Raw genomic sequence first — 18,888 nt, 5'->3', positions numbered from 1 at the left:
GCGTCGATACGACGGAGGACCGATCAGATCGTGGTCAGCCGCGTCCCAGCGGGCTTGAAAACGCTCGGATGCCGTCAGCAGCCGAGCGCACACGAACTCTCGTACAGAGTACCTGTTCGGCGGTACTGCTCATCCCCGGGATGACCACCGCGGGCTTCGACCAGCTGATTCCACTGGACCGGAGCGTGGGCCCCGAAGGGGACCTTTTCCTCGAATTCCCTGCCGATTCTCCGGCCGTACGGGCCGCGGCACACGCCCAGGACGACGGGCTGACCGCTGTGCTGGAGATCACGGACGTCGCGCCGGTCTCGGTGCCGCACCGCATCCGCGGCCGCGGCCGGGTCGCCGGCCGGCTCACGCCCGTGCCCGGGACGGCCGGGCCGGGCCGGGCCGGATGATGCTGCGCCTGGAGACGGGCGAGGCGTACGTCGACGATCTGTGGGGCGCTCAGGGCGTCGAGCCGGAGGAGTTCCGGGACGCCGCCGCCGACCCGCTCGTCGCCGACGGGGCGGAGCTGCTGCAGCATCTGCACGCGGCGCACGGCGGACAGCTGAACATGCTGTGCGAACTGCTGGGCGAGCGGACGGACGAACGCTGCACCGCGCACGAGCCCTCCGTCGTCCCGGTCGCACTCGACCGCTTCGGGCTTCGGGTGCGGTTCTGCGAGGCGGACGGGCGGTGCTTCGACGCCTGCTTCGAGTTTCCCGAACCGGTGCGCGACATGGCCGGGCTGCGCCGGGCCATGCGCACGCTGTTCGAGGCGGCGGCCCACTGAGCGGGCGCCTCAGGCGTCCGCCGCGCCGTCGGAGCCACTGCGGCCGAGCCGCTCGCGGACCCGGTCCACCACATCCGCGTACCGCGCCTCCGCGCCGTACCGCGTGGGCCGGTAGTAGTGCCTGTCGCGGACGGCATCAGGGGCGTACTGCTGGGCGGCGATGCCGCCGGGGACGTCATGCGGATAGACGTATCCCTGTGCGTGCCCGAGTCTGGCAGCGCCCTTGTAGTGGCCGTCGCGCAGATGGGCCGGGACCGGACCGGCCAGCCCCTTCCGCACGTCCTCCTGGGCCGCGAAGATCGCGAGCGTCGCCGCGTTGGACTTGGGGGCGAGCGCCAGCGCGATCGTGGCATGGCTGAGGGTGAGCGCTGCCTCCGGAAAACCGATCAAGGCCACGGCCTGGGCGGCAGCGACCGCCGTGGGCAGAGCCGTCGGGTCGGCGAGGCCGATGTCCTCGCTGGCGGAGATCATCAGCCGCCGGGCGATGAACCGGGGGTCCTCCCCCGCCTCGATCATCCGGGCCAGATAGTGCAGCGCGGCATCCACGTCGGAACCACGGATCGACTTGATGAGGGCGCTCGCCACGTCGTAGTGCTGGTCGCCGTCCCGGTCGTACTTGACCGCCGCCCGGTCGACGGTCGCCTCGACGGTCTGGAGAGTGATCTCCTTCTCCTGCATGGCCAGCGCCGCGCCGGCCGCTGCCTCCAGCGCCGTCAGCGCGCGCCGCGCGTCTCCCCCGGCGATCCGCAGCAGATGCGCCTCCGCGTCCTCGGGCAGGGTGACCGCGCCGCCGAGTCCGCGCTCGTCGGTCAGGGCGCGGTGCATCAGTGCGCGCAGATCGTCGTCGGTGAGCGATTCGAGGGTGAGGAGCAGCGAGCGCGACAGCAGCGGCGAAATGATCGAGAAGTAGGGGTTCTCGGTCGTCGCGGCGATGAGCGTCACCCAGCGGTTCTCCACGGCCGGCAGCAGGGAGTCCTGCTGGGCCTTGGAGAAGCGGTGGATCTCGTCGAGGAAGAGAACCGTCTCCTTGCCATAGCCGCCGGTGGCCCGGCGGGCGCCCTCGATGACGGCCCGCACTTCCTTGACGCCCGCGGTGATCGCGGAGAGCTCGACGAAACGCTTGTTGGTGGCCTTGCTGACCACATACGCCAAGGTCGTCTTGCCGATGCCGGGCGGACCCCAGAGGATCACCGACGACGGGCCGGCGGGCCCGCCGCTCCCCTCGCCGACCAGGCGGCGGAGCGGCGAGCCCGGCTTCAGGAGATGCTGCTGGCCGACGACCTCATCGAGCGTACGGGGACGCATCCGGACAGCGAGTGGGCTGCTGGACGGGTCCTTCTCCTGGCGGTCTTCGGCGGCTGCGGTAAAGAGGTCGGGCTCCACGATTCGAAGCCTATGCCACGGCACCGACAGCGTCGCCGGGCCGGTGCCCGCCCGGGACCTGCCGGGTCAGCTGGTCCAGAAGTTCCACCAGCGGGTCAGGATCAGCATGCCGATGATGCCGACCCAGAGGACCGGCGGAACCCAGTGGAACTCCGTCAGTCCGTTGCGCAGCCAGTTCGGCGCGGGAAGGATCCGGTGCTTGATGTTGTGCGTGGTGACGTAGCAGAACATGAAGATCGTGGCGACCCACGCCAGACAGCACCACAGGCAGAGCGAGTTGATGTTGTAGAGCGACTGGTACTGGAGCCAGGTGCAGAAGCCGACTCCGAACAGGGTGCCCGCGTTGAGTCCGAGCCAGTACCAGCTGCGGAACCGGGCTCCGGCGAGCAGCGCCATGCCGATCCCGATGACCACCGAGTACGTGGCGAGTCCGAGCATCGGATTCGGGAACCCGAAGGCGGACGCCTGCTCGCTCTTCATGATGTTGCCGCACGAGACCACGGGGTTGAGGCTGCAGCCCGGGGTGAAGGAGGGGTCTTCGAGCAGCTTGAACTTGTCGATCGTGATGATCCAGGCGGCGAGGAGCCCGGCAGCGCCTGTGATCACCAGCAGCAGTGCGAACGCGCGACTGCCGCCGATGGTCCTCTTCCCGCCGTCCTCGTCCTGGTCGGATGAGGGATGGTCAACCGCTGCAGTCGTCATATCGCCGTTCCGTCAGTGAGTGGCCTGCTGGGCATGGTCATTGTGCCGCACCACCGCTCGGGTCAACCGTTCGGTAGACATAAACATGCACAGACGGCGGCACGGAACTCACGGCTCCGCGAGACGCTCCGCGTCATGACCGAATTCACTGTGGCCGTACATGGTCTGCGCGAGCGCTACGGCGAAGTGACCGCGCCGGACGAGCTCGACCTGGGAATCCGCCCGGGCGAGCTGCTCGGCAACCGCGGCCGGACGGGGCCGGGAAGAGCTCCGCGGTGGAGATCCTCCAGGGGCATCGCAGCCGCGACGCGAAAACGGTCTCGGTGCTCGCGTCCGCCGACCGTCGCCGGCGTTCCCGGGTCGGGGTCGTCCGGCAGGATGAATCGGCACCCGCCGAGTTGACCACGCCCTGTGCCCGCCCGGCGGACCGGGCGGGCACAGGGGAAACGGTGGATCAGGCCAGCTTCTGCTGGATCTCGGCGATCAGCGCGTCGAGCGCGACCGGCTGCTGCTCGCCCGACTCCATGTCCTTGAGCTGAACCACGCCGTCGGCGAGATCGCGCTCACCGGCGACGACGGTCAGGCGCGCACCGGACCGGTTGGCGCTCTTCATCGCCCCCTTGAGACCGCGGCTGCCGAACGCGAAGTCGGCGGCCACGCCCAGCGTGCGAAGCTCCGTCACCTTGGCGAACAGGACCCTGCGGGCCTCCTCGCCGAGCGGCACCGCGAAGACGCTGGTGGACGCGGGCAGTTCGAGCTCGATGCCCTCCGCCTCCAGCGCGAGCACGGTACGGTCCACGCCGAGCGCCCAGCCGACCGACGGGAGCGCCGGGCCGCCGATCATCTCGGACAGGCCGTCGTAGCGGCCGCCTCCGCCCACCGCGGACTGCGAGCCGAGTCCGTCGTGGACGAACTCGAAGGTGGTGCGGGTGTAGTAGTCGAGGCCGCGGACGAGCTTCTCGTCGTCCTCGTACGCGACACCGGCGGCGGTCAGCAGGTCGCGGACCTCCTCGTGGTACGCCTTGCACGCGTCGCACAGGTAGTCGCGCAGCACCGGGGCGCCGACCAGCTGCTTCTGCACCTCGGGGCGCTTGTCGTCGAGGACCCGCAGCGGGTTGAGCTCGATGCGGCGGCGGGTCTCGTCGTCCAGGTCGAGTTCGCGCAGGAAGCCCTGAAGGGCGTCCCGGTAGACGGGGCGGCATTCCTTGTCGCCCAGCGAGTTCAGCAGGATCCGGAAGTTCCGCAGGCCCAGGGAGCGGTAGGCCTGGTCGGCCAGGATGATCAGTTCGGCGTCCAGTGCCGGGTCCTCCGCACCGATCGCCTCGGCGCCGACCTGCGAAAAGTGCCTGTAGCGACCCTTCTGCGGGCGCTCGTAGCGGTAGTACGAGCCGGAGTACCAGAGCTTGACCGGCAGGTTGCCGAGCTTGTGGAGGTTGGCCTCCAGTGCGGCGCGCAGCACGGACGCGGTGCCCTCGGGGCGCAGCGCGAGCTCGGAGCCGCCCTTGGTGGTGAGGGTGTACATCTCCTTGGACACGATGTCGGTGGACTCACCGACACCGCGCGAGAAGAGCGCGACGTCCTCGAAGCCGGGCGTCTCGATGTAGCCGTAGCCGGAGTTCTTCAGGGGTGCGGAGATCGCCTCGCGCACCGCGAGATACTTCGCGGATTCGGGCGGGGTCAGGTCGTACGTGCCCTTGGGGGCTTTGAACGTGCTCACAGCGTGTCTCTCGTCACATTCCTCGTCGGGGCGCGTCCATACCGTGCAGATACGGGTTCGTTGCGCGCTCGCGGCCGATGGTCGTCTGGGGGCCGTGGCCGGACAGCACCACGGTCGAGTCGTCGAGCGGCAGGCACACACGGGCCAGCGACTCGAGCAGCTCGGCGTGGTCGCCGCCGGGCAGGTCGGTGCGTCCGACGGAGCCGGCGAAGAGCAGGTCGCCCGAGAAGAGCACCTGCGGAACATCCGCGGCCTCGGGCATCCTGAACGTCACCGACCCCTTGGTATGGCCGGGCGCATGCGCGACACCGAACTCCAGACCGGCCAGCTTCAGGAGGGCGCCGTCGCTCAGCTCCTTGACGTCGTCCGGCTCCCCCACCGTCAGCTCGCCCATGAGCGGCATCCCGATGGAGCGGCCGAGGGCCTTCTCCGGGTCGCTCATCATGTACCGGTCCTGGGGGTGGATCCAGGCAGGGACGTCATGCGCGCCGCACACCGGGACGACGGAGGCGACATGGTCGATGTGGCCATGGGTGAGCACGACGGCGACGGGCTTCAGCCGATGCTTCTTCAGCGTCTCCTCGACTCCTTGCGTGGCCTGGTGGCCCGGGTCGATGATTACGCACTCCTCGCCTGCGGCGGGGGCGACCAGGTAGCAATTGGTCCCCCAGGCCCCGGCGGGGAACCCGGCAATGAGCACGATCGTCCTTAATGGTCGTCCGACGGAGGGCTGCGGTGACCGCGACCGAGGAGGTCGCGGCAGTTCAGAGCCTACCGGCGCTCCTCATTCCACAGCTAACCCATATACGGTACGGGCAACCCAGGCCCGATCAGACGACGTACAAGGAGATCACCCGGTGGTCAGCAGCGATCAGCGGCGGCGGCAGCTCGCCAGGGAGAAGTTCGAGCGGCAGCAGCAGCGCCGGGAGGAGGCCCGCCGGAGGACGAGGCGGCTCACCGTCGTCATCACATCGGCGCTGGCCGTGGTGGCAGTCGTCGGGGCTGCTGCGTACGTCTCCGTCGGCAACGACGACACCAAGGACAAGAAGAGCGACGCGGCGGCGAGCGCGAGCCCGTCCGCGTCGCCCTCGGCGAGCGAGAGCAGTGCGCCCGAGCCCGCGATGAAGATCGACAAGAAGGCGAAGTACACGTTCTCGCTCAAGACGAGCCAGGGCGACATCGCGTTCACGATGGACGCGGCGAAGACCCCGCACACGACGAACTCGTTCAAGTCCCTCGCCGACAAGGGCTTCTTCGACGGCACGAAGTGTCACCGGCTGACCACGCAGGGCATCTTCGTGCTGCAGTGCGGCGACCCGAAGGGCGACGGCACGGGCGGCCCCGGCTACACGATCCCGGACGAGAACCTGACCGCGCTGGGCAAGGCGGGCAAGGACGGCACGGTGACGTTCCCGGCGGGCACGGTGGCGATGGCCAACACCGGCCAGCCGCACACCGGCGGCAGCCAGTTCTTCCTGGTGTACAAGGACAGCAAGCTGCCTCCGACCTACACGCCGTTCGGCACGATGGACGCCGACTCGCTGAAGGCCGTGCAGAAGGTCGGGACCGCGGGTGTCACCGGCGGTGCGGCCGACGGCGCTCCGAAGAAGGCCGTCACCATCTCCAAGGCGGCCGTCGACAAGGTCTGATCACACACCGAGGGCCTGACCGGCGGTGCCGGCCCGGCCCTCGGTGTGCGGGCCGAAGAATTTCGGCCGCGCTGAGTGCGGACAGCCGGGCGGCCGGTCGCCTAGATTGGCGTTGTGCAGGGCGGGCGCGGCCCGCCCCAGGAAACTGTGGACGATGCCGGGGGGGCAGACCCTCTCACAGGCATCAGGTGGAGGAGGCGCTGTGAGCAGCGACCCGTGGGGCCGTGTCGACGAGACGGGCACCGTGTACGTGCGTACAGCCGATGGCGAGCAGGTCGTCGGATCGTGGCAGGCCGGTTCTCCCGAGGAGGCTCTGGCTTACTTCGAGCGCAAGTACGAGGGCATCGTGGTCGAGATCGGCCTCCTCGAACGGCGGGTGAAGACCACCGACCTGTCGGCGAAGGACGCGACGACGGCCATCGAGCATCTGCGTCAGCAGGTCGACGAGCATCACGCGGTCGGCGACCTCGACGCGCTCCGGAAGCGGCTCGACGCGCTGGTCGCGACGGTCGACTCCCGTCGCGAGGAGCGCAAGGCGCAGAAGGCGAAGCAGACCGACGAGGCGAAGCACGCCAAGGAGGCTCTGGTCGTGGAGGCCGAGGAGCTGGCGCAGAGCGAGCAGTGGCGCTCCGCGGGCGAGCGGCTGCGGGCACTCGTCGACACGTGGAAGGGCCTGCCGCGGCTCGACCGCAAGTCGGACGACGAGCTGTGGCACCGCTTCTCGCACGCGCGCTCGGCGTTCTCCAAGCGCCGCAAGGCGCACTTCGCCTCGCTGGACGCCCAGCGCGAGGAGGCCCGGAAGGCCAAGGAGAAACTGGTCGTCGAGGCCGAGGCGCTCTCCGGTTCCACGGACTGGGGGACGACGGCCGCGCGTTACCGCGACCTGATGACGGAGTGGAAGGCTGCGGGCCGCGCCCAGCGCGAGGCCGAGGACGATCTGTGGAACCGTTTCCGCGGTGCGCAGGACGTCTTCTTCGCCGCCCGCGGCGAGGTCTTCGCCGAGCGGGACGCGGAGCAGGGCGAGAACCTCAAGCTGAAGGAGGAGCTCGCGGTCGAGGCCGAGAAGCTGGTGCCGGTGAAGGACCTGAAGGCGGCCAGGGCCGCGTTCCGTGCCCTCAACGAGCGCTGGGAGGTCATCGGCCACGTGCCGCGCGACGCCCGCCCGAAGGTCGAGGGGCGGATGCAGGCGGTGGAGCGGGCGCTCCAGGAGGCCGAGGAGTCGGAGTGGCGCCGGACGAACCCGGAGGCGCGTGCGCGCGCCGCGGGTCTGACCGGTCAGCTGCAGGCGGCCGTCGACAAGCTGCGTACGCAGATCGACACGGCGCGCGCCGCGGGCAACAACGCCCGCGCCGACAAGCTGGCCCGTGAACTGGAGGGCCGCCAGGCCCTGCTGGACCAGGCGCTGAAGGGCCTGGAGGAGTTCGGCGGCTGACAGCTGTGGCCAGACAGCCCGAAGGGCCCTCCGGTGGCGGAGGGCCCTTCGGCGTTTCGGCGGAGGGCCGGCCGGCATCGGCGGCGGACGACGGTGTCCGCAGCGCCGACGAGGTCATCGGGGAGCCGGCCGCCGATGCGACGACGCGCCTCGCGCCGGAGCGGGCGGCCGGGCGCGACGCACCGCAGCCCCCGCGCGGTCGGGCGGGGGCTGCCGGGCGGTCGGGGTCAGGGCCTGCGGGCCGAGGTCACGCGGTAGACGTCGTAGACGCCCTCCACGCCCCGTACGGCCTTCAGCACGTGTCCGAGGTGCTTGGGGTCGCCCATCTCGAAAGTGAACCGCGAGGTGGCCACCCGGTCCCGTGAGGTCTGTACGGCCGCCGACAGGATGTTCACGTGCTGGTCGGAGAGGACGCGAGTGACGTCCGAGAGCAGCCGCGACCGGTCGAGGGCCTCGACCTGGATGGCGACCAGGAAGACCGAGGACTGGGTCGGCGCCCATTCGACCTCCAGGATCCGCTCCGGCTGCTGGGACAGCGAGTCCACGTTGACGCAGTCGGCCCGGTGCACGGAGACGCCGCTGCCACGGGTGACGAAGCCGATGATCGGGTCGCCGGGGACGGGCGTGCAGCAGCGGGCCAGTTTGACCCAGACGTCCTCGACGCCCTTGACGACCACACCCGGATCGGCGTTGGAGCGGCGCTTGCCGCGGCTGCGCGAGGGCGGCGAGCTCTCCGCCAGGTCCTCGTTGGCCGCGTCCTCGCCGCCGAGCGCCTGGACCAGCTTCTGCACGACACCCGCGGCCGCGACATGGCCCTCGCCGATCGCCGCGTACAGGGACGAGATGTCCGGGTAACGCATCTCGTGGGCCAGGGTGACGAGCGAGTCGCCGGTCAGGATCCGCTGGATCGGCAGGTTCTGCTTGCGCATGGCGCGCGCGATGGCGTCCTTGCCCTGCTCGATCGCCTCGTCGCGGCGTTCCTTGGAGAACCAGGCGCGGATCTTGTTCCGGGCACGCGGCGACTTGACGAAGCCCAGCCAGTCCCGGGACGGTCCGGCGCCGGCCGCCTTGGAGGTGAAGACCTCCACGAGGTCGCCGTTGTCGAGGGTGGATTCGAGCGGTACGAGCCGCCCGTTGACCCGTGCCCCTATGGTCCGGTGGCCGACCTCCGTATGCACGGCGTACGCGAAGTCGACCGGGGTCGCGCCCGCGGGGAGCGCTATGACGTCGCCCTTGGGCGTGAAGACGAAGACCTCGTTTCGGGAGAGGTCGAAGCGCAGGGACTCCAGGAACTCGCTGGGGTCCTCGGTCTCCTTCTGCCAGTCGAGGAGCTGGCGCAGCCACGCCATGTCGTTGACGGTGTCCTGGCCGCGGCCGGTGTGCTTGGGCACGTCGGTGCGGACCTTGGAGGCGCCGGCGACGGCCTCCTGCTTGTACTTCCAGTGCGCGGCGATGCCGTACTCGGCGCGGCGGTGCATGTCGAACGTACGGATCTGCAGCTCGACGGGCTTGCCACTGGGACCGATCACCGTGGTGTGCAGTGACTGGTACATGTTGAACTTGGGCATCGCGATGTAGTCCTTGAACCGGCCGGGGACCGGATTCCATCGCGCGTGCACGGTGCCGAGCGCCGCGTAGCAGTCACGGACGGTGTCGACGAGGACGCGGATGCCCACCAGGTCGTAGATCTCGGCGAAGTCCCGGCCTCGCACGATCATCTTCTGGTAGACGCTGTAGTAATGCTTCGGCCGTCCGGTGACGGTGGCCTTGATCCGGGCTGCGCGCAGGTCGGCCTGGACCTCGTCGGTCACTATGGCGAGGTATTCGTCGCGCTTGGGGGCCCGCTCGGCGACGAGGCGGACGATCTCGTCGTACATCTTGGGGTAAAGGATCGCGAACGCGAGGTCCTCAAGCTCCCACTTGATGGTGTTCATGCCCAGGCGGTGGGCCAGGGGCGCGTAGATCTCAAGCGTCTCGCGGGCCTTCTTCTCCTGCTTCTCCCGCTTGAGGTAGCGCATGGTGCGCATGTTGTGCAGCCGGTCGGCGAGCTTGATGACGAGGACCCTGGGGTCCTTGGCCATGGCGACGACCATCTTGCGTACGGTCTCGGCCTGCGCCGCCTCGCCGAACTTCACCTTGTCCAGCTTGGTGACGCCGTCGACGAGCAGGGCGACCTGGTCGCCGAAGTCCCGGCGCAGGGTGTCCAGGCCGTACTCGGTGTCCTCGACCGTGTCGTGCAGCAGACCGGCCATCAGCGTCGCCGGGTCCATGCCGAGCTCGGCGAGGATCGTCGTGACGGCGAGCGGATGCGTGATGTACGGGTCGCCGCTCTTGCGCTTCTGACCGCGGTGCCAGCGCTCGGCGACCTGGTAGGCGCTCTCGATCTGGCGCAGCGTGGACGTCTCGATCTTGGGGTCGTTGCTGCGGACCGCCCGCAGGAGCGGTTCGAGGACCGGGTTGTACGGGCTGGAGCGCTGCACGCCGAGCCGAGCGAGCCTGGCCCGTACCCGGTTGGAGGAGCCGCTGGAGCGGGCCGGGCCGACCGGGGCCACGGGCTTGGCGGCGGGCTTGGCCGGGGGCTTCGGGGCGACCGGAGGCGGAAAGACGGGGGCCGGCTGGGCAGGGGACACCGGCGCGGCGCGGTTCGCCTTGGGGGGAGTCTGCGAGGCGCTGCTCGCCGGTTCGGGAGCCGGGGGCTTCGGCTTGTCCTTCGCCGCGGGCTGCTTCTTCCCGGGCGTGGCTGGGACCGCCGCGGGCTCGTCGGGCTGCGGGGCGGCGACTGGCTGGGCCTCGTCTGGCAAGAGCGCTCCTCGTGCGGATCCGGACTCCCGGAAAGGCCATCGTATCGAGACTGCGGCCCGACCTCCCCCGGGGACCGTGGAACCCGCACAACGCGGGATGGGCACCCGGGTGTTCCCGGTGGCCGTCCTGTGTGTGCCGGTGTGCCGATGTCCGAAGCGCCGCAGGGGCTGAGCAGCGGAGCGATGCGTGAGGCGGGGCCCGGCTCCTTGGAACGTGGGTGTGAATACCGCAGACGCACCATCGGGTGCCCGGAAATTGTTCCGGGCACCCGATGCATGCGTGACAGTCTCAGACGCGGATGAGCGCCTCCAGCGGAGCACCGGCCAGACCGGACTCCAGACGGGCCCGGCCTTCCAGGAAGCCGAGCTCCATGAGGACCGCTACGCCGGCAACCCGGGCGCCGGCCCGCCGGATCAGCTGCAGCGATGCCTCGGCGGTGCCGCCGGTGGCAAGGACGTCGTCGATGACCATGATCTGGTCCTCGGCCGTGAGGTCCTCCGCGTGTATCTCGATCTCCGCGGTGCCGTACTCCAGCTCGTACGCCTGGCTGAGCGTGGCGCCGGGCAGCTTCCCCGCCTTGCGGACGGGTACGAAGCCGATCCCGGCCCGGACCGCGACCGGCGCGGCCAGGATGAAGCCGCGCGCCTCCAGGCCGACGACCTTCGTGGCGCCGTGCCGTACGCACAGCTCCGCGAGGGCGTCGGTGAGGGCCGTGAACGCGACCGGGTCCGCGAGCAGCGGGGTGATGTCCTTGAACATCACGCCCGGCTTCGGATAGTCCGCCACGTCACGGATACGGCTGAGCAGCAGTTCCCTGGTGCTCTCGGTGGTGCTGGTCATCGACGCTTCCCCGAGGTCCGGCCGTGGCCCCTGGGGGGCTGCTGGCGCTGACCGACGACCGCGGCGGCGGGGGCGGGGTCCTCGATGACGTCGTCCTCGTACGGCTGCTCGTCCTCGGCGGACTCGCCCTTGGCGGCGGCTGCCGCGCGCTTGGCGAGGATCCGCTTCGTCAGGGCCTTGATCTGCGGGTCGCGTTCCTTGATGTCGGCGACCAGCGGGGTGGCGATGAAGATCGAGGAGTACGCGCCGGCGGCGAGGCCGACGAACAGGGACAGCGAGATGTCGTTCAGCATGCCGGCGCCGAGGACACCGCCGCCGATGAACAGCAGGCCGGCGACCGGCAGCAGCGCCACGACAGTGGTGTTGATGGAGCGGACCAGCGTGCCGTTGATCGAGCGGTTGGCGATCTCGCTGTACGTCCAGCGGGTCTGCTTGGTGATCCCCTTCGTGCCCTCCTTGAGGCTGTCGAAGACGACGACCGTGTCGTACAGGGAGTAACCGAGGATGGTCAGCAGACCGATCACGGTACCCGGGGTGACCTCGAAGCCGACCAGGGCATAGATCCCGACCGTGATCGTGATGTCGTGGATCAGTGCGACCAGGGCCGCGATGGCCATGCGCCACTCGAAAGCGATGGCCAGGTAGATCACCACGAGGATCATGAAGACGCCGAGGCCGGTCCAGGCCTTGTTGGCGATCTGCTCACCCCAGCTGGGGCCGACCAGGTCGGCGTTGATCTTCTCCTCGGGGACCTTGAGGTCCTTGGAGAGTTCCGCCTTGATCGCGTCGGACTTCGCCAGGTCGACTTCGGTGATCTGGATACGCAGCGTGCCGTTGCCGAGCTTCTGGACGATCGCCTGGTGGCCGGAGGCGGAAACCGCGGATTCCTCCGCCTGGGCAACCGTGGCACTGGTCGACGGGGTGGTGAAGACCGCGCCGCCCTTGAACTCGATCCCCATGTTGAGTCCGCTGACCGCCAGGGCGACGACAGCCGTGATGGTGATCAGGATCGAGATGCCGTACCAGATCTTGCGCTTGCCGATGAAGTCGTAACCGACCTCGCCGCGGTAGAGCCGGGCGCCGAGACTGCCGAGTCGCGACATCTCACGCCTCCTTCGGGTCGGTGGGGGCGTTGACACGGCGCGAGCGGCGCAGCGGCGGCTTGGCGCCGAGCCGCTTCGGGTCCAGGCCGGACCACGGGTGACCGCTTGAGAAGAACTTCGTACGGGCCATCAGCGTCATGACGGGCTTGGTGAAGAGGAACACCACGACCACGTCGAGCAGGGTGGTGAGACCCAGCGTGAAGGCGAAGCCCTGGACCTTGCCGACGGTGACGATGAAGAGCACCGCCGCGGCGAGGAACGACACGAAGTCGGAGACCAGGATGGTGCGACGGGCGCGCGGCCAGGCACGCGCGACGGCCGGACGCAGGGTGCGGCCGTCGCGGATCTCGTCCCGGACGCGTTCGAAGTACACGATGAACGAGTCCGCGGTGATACCGATGGCCACGATGGCACCACAGACCGCGGGGAGGTTCAGCGCGAAGCCGATGGCCGGGCCGAGCAGCGCCATGAGCGTGTAGGTCAGTATCCCGGAGGCAGCGAGGCTCACGAGCGCGATGAGCGCCAGACCGCGGTAGTAGGCCACCAGGTAGATGACGACCAGGGCCAGACCGATCGCACCGGCGATCAGACCCGCCTGGAGCTGCTCACCGCCGAGCGCCGCGGTGACCGTGGTGACCGTGTCCTCGCGGAAGGACAGCGGGAGCGCACCGTAGGACAGCACGTTCGCCAGGTCCTGGGCGGACTGCTGGGTGAAGCTGCCGGAGATCTCGGCGCTGCCGCTGAGCGTCTCGTTCACCTGGGGCGCGGAGACGACCTCGCCGTCGAGCGCGATGGCGAACTGGTTCATCGGCGGCTGCTGCGTGGACAGCTTCGAGGTGATCTGCTGGAACTTCTTCGAGCCCTTGTCGGTGAAGTCCATCTGCACGATCCACATGCCGCGCTGCTGGTCGACCGCGGCCTTGGCGCTGTCCACGTCCGTACCGGAGACCGCGGCCGGGCCGAGGACGTACTTGGCGTCGCCCTCGGAGCTGCACGCGACCGTGGTGTCGGTGGGCTTCACGTCGGCACCGGCCTTCGCGCGGCCGGCCTTGGTGGAGCAGTCCAGCGCCGCAAACTTCTTCTGCAGCTCGGCGGCGGCCGGGTCGACCGAGGCCGACGGGCTCGCGGACGCCTTCGGCGTGCCGGAGGCGCTGGGGCTGGGCGACGTGTCCTTCGTCAGCGCGCCGGTGACCGCACGCCCCTGGGTGGTGGCGCTCGCCGAGGGAGTGGCCTTGGATCCGGAGGCCGTCTCGTTGCTGCTGGGCGACGCGCTCGGCTTCGGCGAGCCGGAGGCCGAGGGGCTGGCGGTGCCGGTGGGCGTCGCCTTGCCCTCGGTGACGGCGAGCACGGGCCGGAAGTAGAGCTGGGCGGTCGTACCGACCTGTTCCCGGGCCTGCTTCGAGTTCGTTCCCTTCGGGATGTTGACGATGATGTTGTCCCGGCCCTGGGTCTGGACCTCGGCCTCGGAGACACCCAGACCATTGACACGGCGTTCGATGATGCTGACCGCGGTGTCCATGTTGGTCTGGTTGATCGCGTCCGGCTTACCGGGCTGGCTCTTCGCCTTGAGCGTGATCGACGTGCCGCCCGCCAGGTCGATACCCAGCCGTGGCTTGGTGTTACCGGACAAGAACATCCCGCCGGTGAGCGCGACCATGGCGATCAGGATCAGAGCCAGGGCGCGCCCCGGCCTGCCCTGACCGCCGGACGGCCCTCGGCCCTTCTTCGGTGCTGCCACCTTCTCGTTTCTCCCTGTCCAACCGCCCCGCGCCGGGTGTGCGCCCGGGCGGCCACGAAGTGTTGTGGGGACCTGCCCCCGCAGAAGATCGCACGGTCCTGGGGATGCCTGACGCCGGTGGGCTCAGGGCATCCCCAGGTCGTGAACTACTTCACGTCGGCCTCGCCGTCGGCCTTGCCCTCGGACTTCTCGTCGGCCTTGGCGTCCTTCGGCTCGATGTCGTCGGCCTCGGCCTTCTTGCCCAGGTCGATTTTGGCATCGTCCGCTTCGTCCGCGTCGGTGTCGACGTCCGTGTCGGCCTCGACGTGCTCGGTCAGTGAGGACACGTCGTCCGGCACGACCGCGCCGTCGATCTCGTCGTCGTCACCGTGGACGATGCGGTTGTACTCCGCGTCGTCGAGGACGGCACCGATGGCGTTCTTGGCGTAGATGGCGTGGACGCCGGGCGCGACCTCGAGGAGAACCGTGTCGTCGTGAAGCTCCTTGACGGTGGCGTACATGCCCCCGATCGTCCGAACGCCGGTGCCGGGCTGCATCTCGTTGCGCATCTGCGCGGCGGCAGCCTGCTTCTTCTTGGCGGACCGCGTCATCAGGAACATGGCCCCGATGAGCACGATGAAGGGGAGGAGAGTCACGGGATTCACGGGACGATTTTCCTTCGCACGACCGCGCTGGAATGCGGCCTGATCTACGGGGGTGGGTACGCCGCCCTGTACGGGCGGCACCGGCGGAGTCTAAGCGAGTCCGCATCGATGGAACAACGCCCAGCATCGCACCCGGGTTCCAGTCTGGGCGAACCTGTGACGCATCACGCCCCGAACAGACCCTGTTGTCCCTTTCCGCCATGCTGAGGGGGGACGAGACCGAGATGTGCCCAGGCCGCGGGGGTGGCGACCCGGCCCCGCGGCGTCCTGGCCAGGAGTCCTTCCCGTACCAGGAAGGGCTCCGCGACCTCCTCGACCGTCTCGCGTTCCTCCCCCACGGCGACCGCGAGGGTGGACAGACCGACCGGTCCGCCGCCGAAGAGCTTCAGGAGCGCGCCGAGCACCGCCCGGTCGAGCCGGTCGAGACCCCGCCCGTCGACCTCGTACACCCCGAGGGCGGCGGAGGCGACGCCGCGGTCGATCCGGCCGTCCGCCTTGACCTGGGCGTAGTCGCGGACCCTGCGCAGCAGCCGGTTGGCGATTCGGGGCGTGCCGCGGGAGCGCCCGGCGATCTCGGCTGCGCCTTCGGCGTCTATCGCGACGTCGAGGAGGCGGGCGGAGCGGTGGATGACACGTTCCAGTTCGGCGGGGGCGTAGAACTCCATGTGTCCGGTGAAGCCGAAGCGGTCGCGCAGCGGGGGCGGCAGGAGTCCGGCCCGGGTGGTGGCGCCGACCAGGGTGAAGGGCGGCAGTTCCAACGGGATGGCGGTGGCGCCGGGGCCCTTGCCGACGATGACGTCGACGCGGAAATCCTCCATCGCCATGTAGAGCATCTCTTCGGCGGGCCGTGACATGCGGTGGATCTCGTCGAGGAAGAGGACCTCGCCCTCCTGGAGGGAGGAGAGGATCGCGGCGAGGTCGCCCGCGTGCTGGATGGCAGGGCCCGAGGTGATCCGGATAGGGGCACCCATCTCGGCAGCGATGATCATGGAGAGGGTGGTCTTGCCGAGGCCGGGGGCGCCGGAGAGCAGGACGTGGTCGGCGGTGGCGCCGCGGGCCAGGGCGGCCTTCAGGACCAGGTCGAGCTGTTCACGCACCTTCTCCTGGCCGACGAATTCGTCGAGGTCCTTCGGCCGCAGGGCAGCTTCGACCGCCGTGTCCTCGCCGTCCGCGCCGGCGTCGACGAGGCGCTCGTCGGGGTCGGGTCCGGTGTCGTCCCAGTTCATTCGGTCAGTCCCGCCTCGGGTGTTTCGGTGCCGGGCCGTGCGATGCCCGGGCGTCGGGGGTGTCGCGTCCGGCCGGCGTGCGGTCAGCGTGCGCGGTTGAGAGTCTGCAGAGCGGCCCGCAGCAGCTGCGGTACGGGCGGCTGGGCGCCCTCCGCCAGCGCGGCCTCGGCCTGCGGGGCGACAGAGGTGACCGCCTCGTCGGCCTCACGGGTCGCGTATCCGAGGCCGATCAGGGCGGCCTGCAGCTGGTCGCGCCACGAGGAGGTGACGGCGGTGCCGATGCCCTGGTGGCCGATGTGGGCACCGACGGGCTCGCCCAGTCTGTCCTTCAGTTCGAGGAGGAGTTTCTGCGCGCCCTTCTTGCCGATGCCGGGGACGGCGGTGAGGGCCTTCTCGTCGCCGGTGGAGACGGCAAGGCGCAGGGCGTCCGGGCTGTGCACGGCGAGCATCGCCTGGGCGAGCCGGGGGCCGACGCCGCTGGCGGTCTGGAGCAGCTCGAAGACCTGCCGCTGGTCGTCGTCGGCGAAGCCGTAGAGGGTGAGCGAGTCCTCCCGTACGACGAGGGAGGTGGCCAGCCTGGCCTCCTGGCCGATCCGCAGGTCGGCGAGGGTGTGAGGGCTGCACTGGACGGCCATGCCGATGCCGCCGACCTCGATCACGGCCGTGGTCGGGGCGAGTGCGGCGACGGGGCCGCTGACGAAGGCGATCATCGGGGGACCTTCCGGACGGGAACTGCGGGTGTACGGGAAACGCGGGGGCCACGGGCGGCGTCCGCGTGCGCCTGCTGGAGGCGGTTGACGGCCGGTCCCCGCCAGATGTGGCAGATGGCGAGGGCCAGGGCGTCGGCGGCGTCGGCGGGCTTCGGCGGTGCGTCGAGCCGAAGCAGCCGGGTGACCATCGCTCCGACCTGCGCCTTGTCGGCGCGGCCGCTGCCGGTGACGGCGGCCTTGACCTCGCTGGGGGTGTGCAGGGCGACGGGGATGCCGCGGCGGGACGCGCAGAGCATGGCAACCGCACTGGCCTGGGCGGTGCCCATCACCGTACGGACGTTGTGCTGGCTGAACACCCGCTCCACGGCGACGAATTCGGGGCGGTGCTCGTCGAGCCACTCCTCGATGCCGCGCTCGATCGCGACCAGCCGGTGACCGAGCTCGGCATCGGCTGAGGTGCGGACGACGCCGACCCCGAGCATCGTCAGGGGGCGGCCCGCCACTCCTTCGACGACGCCGACGCCGCACCGGGTCAGTCCCGGGTCCACGCCCAGTACCCGCATGGAGCGCCCCCTCTGCCGATCGGTCAACTGTTCCCGCAGGCTATCGGCTCGCACTGACAATGCGACGGGCCGACGGGGTGTGTCCCCGTCGGCCCGTCGGCTCCGCCCGCGCGGAGAGTGCCCCTGTACAGCGGCCGGACGCTGCCCGTCTCCGGGTCATCCCCGCTCACGCGGGGAGGCGTCGTCCGCCGTCTCAGGCGTCGACCTTCTCCATGACCTCGTCCGACACGTCGAAGTTGGCGAAGACGTTCTGCACGTCGTCGCTGTCCTCCAGCGCGTCGATCAGCTTGAAGATCTTGCGCGCGCCTTCCTCGTCCAGCTCGACCTGCATGGTGGGCAGGAAGTTGGCCTCGGCCGAGTCGTAGTCGATGCCCGACTGCTGGAGCGCGGTACGGACCGCAACCATGTCGGTGGCCTCGCTGACGACCTCGTAGGACTCACCGAGGTCATTGACCTCCTCGGCGCCCGCGTCGAGCACCGCACCGAGGACGTCGTCCTCGGTCAGCTCGCCCTTCGGGACGATGACGACGCCCTTGCGGTTGAAGAGGTACGAGACCGAACCCGGGTCGGCCATCGAACCGCCGTTGCGGGTCATCGCGACACGCACGTCGGAGGCGGCACGGTTGCGGTTGTCGGTGAGGCACTCGATGAGCACCGCGACACCGTTCGGACCGTAACCCTCGTACATGATGGTCTGGTAATCGACGCCGCCCGCTTCGAGACCGCCACCGCGCTTGACCGCGGAGTCGATGTTCTTGTTCGGGACGGAGCTCTTCTTCGCCTTCTGGATCGCATCGACGAGGGTCGGGTTGCCCTCGGGGTCCACGCCGCCGGTGCGGGCCGCGACCTCGATGTTCTTGATCAGCTTGGCGAAGAGCTTGCCGCGCTTGGCATCAATCACGGCCTTCTTGTGCTTGGTGGTAGCCCACTTAGAGTGGCCGGACATCGCCAGCTCCTTACAACGCGTCGCCAGTAGAAATGAACAACGGAGATCCTACCGGGATCCGTTCACCCCTTGGCGCGCACCATGTCGACGAAGAGTGCGTGAACCCGGTGGTCACCGGTCAGTTCCGGGTGGAATGACGTCGCCAGGGCGTTTCCCTGACGTACGGCGACGATATGGCCGCCGTGCTCGGCGATCACCTCGGCCCGGGCGCCGACCGATTCCACCCAGGGGGCGCGGATGAAGACGCCCTCGACCGGGCCGCCCTCGATCCCGGCGACCTCGACGGCGGCCTCGAAGGACTCGTTCTGCCGCCCGAAGGCGTTACGACGCACGATCATGTCGATACCGCCGATGGTCTCCTGGCCCGAGCGCGGGTCGAGGATCTTGTCGGCCAGCAGGATCATTCCGGCGCAGGTGCCGTAGACCGGCATGCCGGCGCGGACCCGCTCGCGCAGTGGTTCCAGCATGCCGAACAGGGCGGCGAGCTTGGACATCGTGGTGGATTCGCCGCCGGGTATGACGAGACCGTCGACCTCGGCGAGCTCTTCGGGGCGCCGGACCGGCCTGGCCAGGGCGTCTGCCGAGGCCAGGGCGATCAGGTGCTCCCGTACGTCGCCCTGGAGAGCCAGGACTCCGATCACAGGGGTGTCGCTCATCT

General features: G+C 69.7%; 16 protein-coding genes and 2 pseudogenes. 4 read left to right on the top strand and 14 right to left on the bottom strand.

The genetic code is table 11. The features are described from left to right. Positions 1-68 precede the first annotated feature (68 nt). A pseudogene (locus tag OH809_RS34455) lies at positions 69-775 on the top strand (DUF2470 domain-containing protein). A gap of 9 nt (positions 776-784) precedes the next feature. On the opposite strand, the gene OH809_RS34450 reads toward OH809_RS34455, so the two are convergent. Together OH809_RS34450 and OH809_RS34445 are read right to left on the bottom strand one after the other, a co-directional pair. Next, positions 785-2,158 carry a replication-associated recombination protein A gene (locus tag OH809_RS34450; protein ID WP_406417670.1) on the bottom strand — a complete coding sequence of 458 codons (1,374 nt, stop codon included), beginning with the start codon at positions 2,156-2,158 and terminating at the stop codon, positions 785-787. Between the two features lie 66 nt (positions 2,159-2,224). Continuing rightward, positions 2,225-2,860: a vitamin K epoxide reductase family protein gene (locus tag OH809_RS34445; RefSeq protein WP_406417672.1), complete on the bottom strand. Its 636-nt coding sequence runs from the start codon at positions 2,858-2,860 to the stop codon at positions 2,225-2,227. 135 nt (positions 2,861-2,995) lie between these two features. On the opposite strand from OH809_RS34445, the pseudogene OH809_RS34440 reads away from it, so the two are divergent. Continuing rightward, positions 2,996-3,264: pseudogene (locus OH809_RS34440) on the top strand (ABC transporter ATP-binding protein); the annotation flags it as partial. A 50-nt stretch (positions 3,265-3,314) separates the two neighbouring features. Here the strand turns inward: OH809_RS34440 and hisS are convergent. Next, a complete protein-coding gene (gene hisS, locus OH809_RS34435) occupies positions 3,315-4,577 on the bottom strand; it encodes a histidine--tRNA ligase (RefSeq protein WP_406417673.1) in 1,263 nt (420 codons plus the stop codon). Between the two features lie 13 nt (positions 4,578-4,590). After that, complete coding sequence (locus tag OH809_RS34430) at positions 4,591-5,277, bottom strand: MBL fold metallo-hydrolase (RefSeq protein ID WP_266987922.1); 687 nt, start codon at positions 5,275-5,277, stop codon at positions 4,591-4,593. Positions 5,278-5,434: 157 nt separating this feature from the next. Between OH809_RS34430 and OH809_RS34425 the strand changes: the two genes are divergently transcribed. Both OH809_RS34425 and OH809_RS34420 read left to right on the top strand, forming a co-directional pair. Next, positions 5,435-6,226 (top strand): peptidylprolyl isomerase, encoded by a 792-nt coding sequence (locus OH809_RS34425; protein WP_406417675.1) that lies wholly within the window; start codon positions 5,435-5,437, stop codon positions 6,224-6,226. Positions 6,227-6,428: 202 nt separating this feature from the next. Next, a complete protein-coding gene (locus tag OH809_RS34420; RefSeq protein WP_406417677.1) occupies positions 6,429-7,658 on the top strand; it encodes a DUF349 domain-containing protein in 1,230 nt (409 codons plus the stop codon). A 227-nt stretch (positions 7,659-7,885) separates the two neighbouring features. On the opposite strand, the gene OH809_RS34415 is transcribed toward OH809_RS34420, so the two are convergent. The 10 genes from OH809_RS34415 to pdxT form a co-directional block, all read right to left on the bottom strand. Next, a complete protein-coding gene (locus tag OH809_RS34415; RefSeq protein ID WP_406417679.1) occupies positions 7,886-10,459 on the bottom strand; it encodes a RelA/SpoT family protein in 2,574 nt (857 codons plus the stop codon). Positions 10,460-10,748: 289 nt separating this feature from the next. Then, positions 10,749-11,300 carry an adenine phosphoribosyltransferase gene (locus tag OH809_RS34410; protein ID WP_406417681.1) on the bottom strand — a complete coding sequence of 184 codons (552 nt, stop codon included), beginning with the start codon at positions 11,298-11,300 and terminating at the stop codon, positions 10,749-10,751. Continuing rightward, entirely contained in the window at positions 11,297-12,403 is a 1,107-nt protein-coding gene (secF, locus tag OH809_RS34405; RefSeq protein ID WP_406417682.1) for a protein translocase subunit SecF, read from the bottom strand. The genes OH809_RS34410 and secF overlap by 4 nt, the downstream gene beginning before the upstream one ends. A gap of 1 nt (position 12,404) precedes the next feature. After that, a complete protein-coding gene (secD, locus tag OH809_RS34400; RefSeq protein WP_406417684.1) occupies positions 12,405-14,141 on the bottom strand; it encodes a protein translocase subunit SecD in 1,737 nt (578 codons plus the stop codon). 146 nt (positions 14,142-14,287) lie between these two features. Beyond that, on the bottom strand, positions 14,288-14,785 hold the full coding sequence (gene yajC, locus OH809_RS34395; RefSeq protein ID WP_406417686.1) for a preprotein translocase subunit YajC: 498 nt from the start codon (positions 14,783-14,785) through the stop codon (positions 14,288-14,290). A gap of 164 nt (positions 14,786-14,949) precedes the next feature. Then, positions 14,950-16,011, bottom strand: a complete 1,062-nt coding sequence (ruvB, locus tag OH809_RS34390; RefSeq protein ID WP_406417688.1) for a Holliday junction branch migration DNA helicase RuvB — start codon at positions 16,009-16,011, stop codon at positions 14,950-14,952. 83 nt (positions 16,012-16,094) lie between these two features. Beyond that, positions 16,095-16,721 (bottom strand): Holliday junction branch migration protein RuvA, encoded by a 627-nt coding sequence (gene ruvA / locus OH809_RS34385; protein ID WP_406417690.1) that lies wholly within the window; start codon positions 16,719-16,721, stop codon positions 16,095-16,097. Beyond that, the gene (ruvC, locus tag OH809_RS34380; RefSeq protein WP_406417692.1) at positions 16,718-17,284 is read right to left on the bottom strand and encodes a crossover junction endodeoxyribonuclease RuvC; all 567 of its coding nucleotides are present in this window, start codon (positions 17,282-17,284) and stop codon (positions 16,718-16,720) included. The genes ruvA and ruvC overlap by 4 nt, the downstream gene beginning before the upstream one ends. 193 nt (positions 17,285-17,477) lie before the next feature. Beyond that, positions 17,478-18,230: a YebC/PmpR family DNA-binding transcriptional regulator gene (locus OH809_RS34375; RefSeq protein ID WP_406417694.1), complete on the bottom strand. Its 753-nt coding sequence runs from the start codon at positions 18,228-18,230 to the stop codon at positions 17,478-17,480. A gap of 62 nt (positions 18,231-18,292) precedes the next feature. Then, complete coding sequence (pdxT, locus tag OH809_RS34370; protein ID WP_406417696.1) at positions 18,293-18,886, bottom strand: pyridoxal 5'-phosphate synthase glutaminase subunit PdxT; 594 nt, start codon at positions 18,884-18,886, stop codon at positions 18,293-18,295. Positions 18,887-18,888: the final 2 nt, after the last annotated feature.

It is taken from the genome of Streptomyces sp. NBC_00873, assembly GCF_045207415.1.
Lineage (GTDB): Bacteria > Actinomycetota > Actinomycetes > Streptomycetales > Streptomycetaceae > Streptomyces.
This window is presented reverse-complemented; position numbering and strand designations above follow the sequence as displayed.